6 protein-coding genes are annotated in these 6,162 nt (G+C 46.1%); 1 reads left to right on the top strand and 5 read right to left on the bottom strand.

Features of this window, described 5'->3' with window-relative positions; translation table 11 throughout:
• Nucleotides 1–293: 293 nt before the first annotated feature.
• The 5 genes from P4V41_RS11060 to P4V41_RS11040 all read right to left on the bottom strand — a co-directional run bounded on the left by P4V41_RS11060 (nt 294) and on the right by P4V41_RS11040 (nt 4,238).
• A complete protein-coding gene (locus tag P4V41_RS11060; protein WP_066398362.1) occupies nt 294–587 on the bottom strand; it encodes a ferredoxin family protein in 294 nt (97 codons plus the stop codon).
• Nucleotides 588–1,883, bottom strand: a complete 1,296-nt coding sequence (locus P4V41_RS11055; RefSeq protein WP_328084949.1) for an FAD-dependent oxidoreductase — start codon at nt 1,881–1,883, stop codon at nt 588–590.
• Nucleotides 1,876–2,901, bottom strand: a complete 1,026-nt coding sequence (locus P4V41_RS11050) for an electron transfer flavoprotein subunit alpha/FixB family protein (RefSeq protein WP_328084948.1) — start codon at nt 2,899–2,901, stop codon at nt 1,876–1,878. Before P4V41_RS11050 ends, P4V41_RS11055 begins: the two co-directional genes overlap by 8 nt.
• A complete protein-coding gene (locus P4V41_RS11045; RefSeq protein ID WP_328084947.1) occupies nt 2,891–3,730 on the bottom strand; it encodes an electron transfer flavoprotein subunit beta/FixA family protein in 840 nt (279 codons plus the stop codon). The genes P4V41_RS11050 and P4V41_RS11045 overlap by 11 nt, the downstream gene beginning before the upstream one ends.
• A gap of 160 nt (nt 3,731–3,890) precedes the next feature.
• Nucleotides 3,891–4,238 carry a hypothetical protein gene (locus tag P4V41_RS11040; protein WP_328084946.1) on the bottom strand — a complete coding sequence of 116 codons (348 nt, stop codon included), beginning with the start codon at nt 4,236–4,238 and terminating at the stop codon, nt 3,891–3,893.
• A 725-nt stretch (nt 4,239–4,963) separates the two neighbouring features.
• On the opposite strand from P4V41_RS11040, the gene P4V41_RS11035 reads away from it, so the two are divergent.
• Nucleotides 4,964–6,136 (top strand): MFS transporter, encoded by a 1,173-nt coding sequence (locus tag P4V41_RS11035; protein WP_328084945.1) that lies wholly within the window; start codon nt 4,964–4,966, stop codon nt 6,134–6,136.
• Nucleotides 6,137–6,162: the final 26 nt, after the last annotated feature.

Genomic DNA, 6,162 nt, shown 5'->3' with positions numbered 1-6,162 from the left:
AACTTTTAGGGGTCACTTCAGTTGAAGTAGGTTCTTTTTTCGTTGTTGTGCTAGATGTTTTAGTGAGTGACTACAGCAGATGTGCGTAAAGTTCAGCTATGTGTGCGTAGGCTCTGTCGAAAAGTGTGAAGCGTGTGTCGAAAAGTGCGCAAAAGGCAATAATGTGTGCGTAAAATTTAAAAAAGTGTGCGAACGCGTAACCATTATAAAAACACGTACCGTAAAAGCTACCTCACAAAAAAAGACGACCTGGGCCACCAAACACCCCAGGTCATCCTCATCTTTTCCAGCCGTTACCCCAACCTAAACACAATCCCATGCCCACCTTTTGGGTATTCCCACTTAATGTTTTGATGCGGACATCCAATTCGGCAGCTTCCGCACTCATGACAGCCCTCGTACCCAACGTGCATCCGAATCTCTTCCCACTTATACACTTCAGCCGGACAGAAGATCGTGCAGATTTTATCAGGACAGTGGTTCAGACAAACATCGGCATCCATAACGGTGAGATGTGACTTTGTGTCTGCGTTAAAACGAACGAGATACTGTTTTTCTTCGATGCTTTGACACTTTCTTTCGCTCATTTACTTCATCACCTTCCACGCCCGGTACGCGTCACGAGCTAGTTTGAATTTCTCTCCAGCCGTTCCTACATCACGCCAAATTTTCTTCTGCTTCTCCCATTTCGATGAGCCATCGACCGTAAACATTTGGCTCGCTGCCTTGTTCACCATCGGAATGTACTTATCAAAGTACTGCGGAAACTTATCAAAGTGATGCGTCGAATCTTTGTATTTTTTCATATCCTGACCAACAAAACTGCTCATCAACCTTGTTTTATAATGATTGAGTGTCGCTTCCGAATAGTCGTCTCGTTCCTTCGCAAGCAGCACCGCTTCAGCTGCAAACTGACCGGACTTCATCGCAAGATTTGATCCTTCCCGGTGGATGGCGTTCACGAGCTGGGCGGCGTCTCCAACAACAAGCACCCCGTTGCCTGCTACTTTTGGCATTGATTTGTAGCCACCCTCTGGAATCATGTGGGCCAAATATTCAACCGGCTCTCCCCCTGCAATATAAGGACGAATCATCGGATGGTTTTTCACATACTCAAGCAACTCATATGGTTTAATCTTATGCTTGATAAGGCCAGATAGAAGTGAACCGACTCCTAAGCTCAGCGTGTCTTTGTTCGTATAGAGGAATCCGGTCCCGAGAATTCCTTTTGTCGCGTCACCAAAAAGCTCGATCGTCGTACCTTGGTTCTCTTCTAAATTAAATCGGTCCTCAATCGTCTTTTTGTCGAGCTTGATGATCTCCATCGTGGCGAGCGCAACTTCATCTGGACGAAATTCTTTATGAAAACCGAGCGACTTGGCTAACAACGAGTTTACGCCATCCGCCAACACAACAACGTCTGCGTACAGGTCACCATCCGGTCGATCTGTTCGTACTCCTACTACTTTACCGTCCTCCACAATACATTCTAAAACAACGGTTTCGTTCACCAAAAGAGCTCCCTGCTCAACAGCTTTCCCGGCAAACCACTGATCGAATTTTGCCCGCAGTACCGTAAAGTTGTTGTACGGCTCCTGTCCCCATTCCATCCCTTTGTACCCGACGGTTACCGCCGATTCTTTGTCCATCATCATAAATCGCTGCTCAACGATCGGTCGCTCGAGCGGTGCTTCTTTCCAGAACTCTGGGATCACGTCCTCCATCATTTTGCGATAAAGGACACCGCCCATAACGTTTTTCGAACCTGGATACTCACCACGTTCGATGAGCAATACGTTTACGCCTGCTTTCGCAAGTTCATATGAACAAGAAATGCCGGCCGGACCTGCACCAACAACGATCACATCAAACTTTTCAGACATGGTCCACCACCTCCTGGTTAAACGCTTGTTTAAACTGTTGGATCAGAAGCGGCACGATTTCAAAGGCATCGCCAACAATGCCGTAATGACTAGACTGGAAAATCGGGGCTTCAGGATCGTTATTGATCGCGATTATTAGTCCCGAATTCTGCATGCCAACAATATGCTGGATGGCACCAGAAATGCCAATCGCAAAATAGATCTTTGGCGTAACCGTTAACCCTGTCTGCCCCACTTGATGATGATGCTCGACCCAACCTGCTTCAACAACATCACGACTCGCACCAACTGCCGCGCCTAACGCTTTAGCGAGATCATGAACAATCTGGAATCCCTTTTCGCTGCCTAGTCCTTTTCCGCCAGCAACAACGATATCTGCTTCATCGATTCGAACCTTCTGCGTGGTGAACTGTACGATTTCAAGAACCTTCGTTCGAATGTCTTCTTCTTTTATAGAAGCTGTTTCTTCTATTAACTGTCCCGTTCGGCCTAGTTCAGGCGTGAGTGCTTTCATCACTTTTGGCCGGACCGTCGCCATCTGGGGTCGATATTTTTTACACAGGATTGTTGCCATAATGTTACCGCCAAACGCTGGTCGGCTCGCAAGCAGCAATCCTGTGTCTTCTTCTATATCTAAAATGGTAGAGTCCGCGGTGAGTCCGGTTGGTAAGTCTGTCGCAACGGCGCTCGCCAAGTCTTTTCCGGTCGATGTTGCACCGTATAAAATGACTTCTGGCTTATACTTTTGACAGCATTCTAACAATGCTTTCATGTAGGACTCGGTTCGGTAGTTTTTAAAAATGGTGTCGTCATACACATAGACCGTGTCCGCCCCGTATTCATAAAGCGTATCGGCGAGATGTGTGACGTTCTCTCCGATCAAAACGCCAGCAAGCTCGGTGCCACGTTTGTCTGCCAGTTCCTTCCCCGCTCCTAACAACTCAAGCGAAACCGGTACTACTTCACCGTCTTTAACCTCAATAAAAACCCAAATGCCTGAATAATCCTCAAAGCTCAACGCCGGATCCTCCCTTCACCGCAAAAAGCTCTTTTTTCTCCAATAAAAGGTTCAACAGCTGTTCTGTCTGCTGAGCTGCATCGCCTTCTAACATCTCGCCGCCACTCGGTTTGGTAGGTGCCCAAACTTTCGAAACGATCGTCGGCGAGCCTTTGAGTCCGAGCTGTGTTCTCTCCACATCCTCTAGATCTGCGACCGCCCAGATGACTGGCTGATAACGAGCCGCTTTCAGCATGTTCGTCATCGAAGAGTACGGAACATCATTGATCTCTTTTTCCACCGACATCAAGCACGGCATCGTCGATTGGATGACTTCATATCCATCCTCCAGCTTTCGGTGAACAATCGCATACCCTTCACCCACGTTGATCTCTTTAACCTTGTTGACGGAAGTGAGCGGAGGCATGTCTAATCGGCGTGCGATTCCTGGTCCAACTTGTCCCGTATCACCATCGATCGTCATCTTTCCACAGATGATCAGGTCGACTGGTTTAATTTGCGAGATTTTCTCTATTGCTTTCGTGAGCGCATAGCTCGTTGCAAGTGTATCAGCTCCGGCAAACGCTCGGTCTGAGATCATATAACCTTCATCTGCACCGATCTCGATGCATTTTTTGATCGCTTTTACCGCTGGCGGTGGTCCCATCGTCAACACCGAAACCGTTCCACCGTATCTCTTTTTCAGACGCACTGCTTCTTCTACTGCATGCGCGTCGTATGGATTGAGTATCGCAGGCGCACTGGCGCGGTCCATCGTATTCGTCTTCGGGTTCATCTTGATGATCTTCGTATCCGGCACCTGCTTGATGCAAGCCACAATATGAAGCATTCGACCCCTCCTCTAATCACAGGCATTTCTCACATAAGAAGCCAATTGTATGATGATTATTACTACTATATGGAGGGCTTATCCAATACATGACGGATTTATTTTGGACATAAAAAAGAGACTTCCTTGGTAAAAGAAAGTCTCTCAATTTTCTATAAAGTTAAAACGCGTAACGGAATAGCCCGTAATAAAGTGGGCCGATCATAATTAAAGCCGTTAACCCGAATATCGCTGGGCGAGCTGCTCTTGGAATCTCGTTCGCATCTTCATTAAACTTTTTGAGTCCGTATGCGAGATCCCACACTAGTCCACCGATGAAAACAAATTTCCATAGAAGTGGTGTGAAGAGTTCATAGCTCGTTACGTAACCGAACAATCCGATCCAGGTGATGATTGAGATAACAAAGTCTAGTTTCGCTGAATGTGTCTTGTAGCCACCTTTGATGAAATAGCCGATGGCAAAAGCACCAATAATCCCTAGATAGATCGTCCATAAAATGTTTGTCATACCTTCATGTCCCCTTTTTTCTGTCTGTGATTTTATTATAAATCTTACAATTACTTCCGTGAAGGTTTGATGTTGGGGAAAAAGCAGCTCCGCTTAGGAAGCTGCTTTAATTTAGTCTTTTAGCGGGGGTTACGGTACGTGTTTTTATATCTGTTACACGTTCGCCGGTAAATCGGGTGTGACCACCGCTAAATAGCTGCTGACCACCTGAGATCTCTTCTTGATTCACCGATAATTACGTTGCTACCACCTGAAAATGTCTCTTCACCACCGAATCCAGTTGATTTCCTAGTTTTCACCTTCCAGCCCTTATACTCAGTCCTCTAATTGAACAGATCCGTGACCGAAATGAACAAATTATGTTGTAGATTGGACAGATAATGCGGCTAATTGGACAGATTAATCATCAAATCCGACAGATTACAATCACCTATAATAATTTCAGCTCGGGTGAATGCGCAGTTTTGGGGTGCACCTCCACCTCTACAACCACTTACTGTCGACTTTTATGAAAATACTGTCCACTTTTTGAATTTTACTGTCCACTTTCCATGAAATACTGTCCACTTATACATATTTACTGTCCACTTCACGATTTTTACTGTCCACTCCTAATTGAGCTCTCACTCAAACCCTATTTGTAACACCAATTTCGTTATTGCCACCACACTCAAAATAAGTTACCATTACAGGGGTAACTTTTATACAAAAGAAGGTAGATAAATATGAACAAACGTGTTTATTTGTTAACGATCGTCTCGTTTGTGGTTGGGATGGTCGAGTTGATCATCGGTGGCATTCTTGACCTGATTGCTGACGATCTTGGCGTTAGTCTCGGCAAGGCGGGCTTTCTGATCACGATTTTCTCACTCGTTTTCGCGATTGCGGCACCCATCCTACTCACGATGACTGCTCACATCGAGAGAAAACGTCTAACAATCATTTCATTATTTGTGTTTTTAGCAGGAAACGCACTCGTTATCGTGAGTCAGACGTATTCGATGCTGCTCATCGCACGAATTTTATCCGCGGTCAGTGGTTCCTTACTCGTTGTACTCTGTGTGACGATGGCATCGAACATCGTGGAAGAAAAATATCGAGCTCGCGCGATCGGTGTTGTGTTCATGGGAATCAGTGCTTCGCTCGTACTCGGCATTCCGGTCGGCTTAATGCTCGGAAATGCGTTCGGCTGGCGTGCACCGTTCATCTTGATCACAGCACTAACCGTTTTATCCATACTCGGTGTTCATTTCTTCATGAATACGTTAGCTCCAAAGCCGGCGATTCCGATTAAAGAACAGCTGCGCACATTAAAAAACAGACGAATCTTGTTTGCACAGATCACGTCGTTCCTGTTCTTAGCTGGTCACCTAACGTTATACGGATACCTGACTCCGTTCTTAAAAATGACGCTTGGACTGAACGGAACATGGGTCAGCATCGTATACTTAATATTCGGTGTTGCCGCGGTCTTTGGCGGAGGAATCGGTGGTATGCTCGCTGACAAATTCGGCACAAAACCAACCATACTAGGCGTTATTATTGTGTTTGCGATCTCAATCTTTATGATTCCATATACAACTTTTGCTTTTCCGCTATTTTTAGTCGTCATGGTCATTTGGAGCATGCTCAGCTGGGCGATCACACCGGCCATGCAGAGCTATCTGATCGAGTCATCACCTGAAACGTCCGATATTCAGCAGAGTCTGAACAACTCGGCGCTTCATTTCGGTATCGCGTTCGGGTCCATGATCGGCGGAATCGTGATTGAGAACGCATCTGTCGAGAACAACGCAACGGTCGGCGGACTGCTGATCATCTTAGCACTCGGAACGGCTGTGCTATCTATGACAAAAAAAGCACGCCGCTCTCCAGAATCTGCACATACTATTAGCTAGGTTGCGAAAACTATGGCATGATGAAG

This window comes from Fictibacillus nanhaiensis, from assembly GCF_036213205.1.
In the GTDB taxonomy this organism is placed as follows: Bacteria; Bacillota; Bacilli; order Bacillales; family Fictibacillaceae; genus Fictibacillus; species Fictibacillus nanhaiensis_E.
This window is presented reverse-complemented; position numbering and strand designations above follow the sequence as displayed.

Excerpts from the sequence above, each read along its gene's own strand:
- P4V41_RS11045 (WP_328084947.1), bottom strand. The coding sequence starts at position 3,730 with ATGCTTCATATTGTGGCTTGCATCAAGCAGGTGCCGGATACGAAGATC.
- P4V41_RS11055 (WP_328084949.1), bottom strand. The coding sequence starts at position 1,883 with ATGTCTGAAAAGTTTGATGTGATCGTTGTTGGTGCAGGTCCGGCCGGC.
- P4V41_RS11035 (WP_328084945.1), top strand. The coding sequence starts at position 4,964 with ATGAACAAACGTGTTTATTTGTTAACGATCGTCTCGTTTGTGGTTGGG.
- P4V41_RS11040 (WP_328084946.1), bottom strand. The coding sequence starts at position 4,238 with ATGACAAACATTTTATGGACGATCTATCTAGGGATTATTGGTGCTTTT.
- P4V41_RS11060 (WP_066398362.1), bottom strand. The coding sequence starts at position 587 with ATGAGCGAAAGAAAGTGTCAAAGCATCGAAGAAAAACAGTATCTCGTT.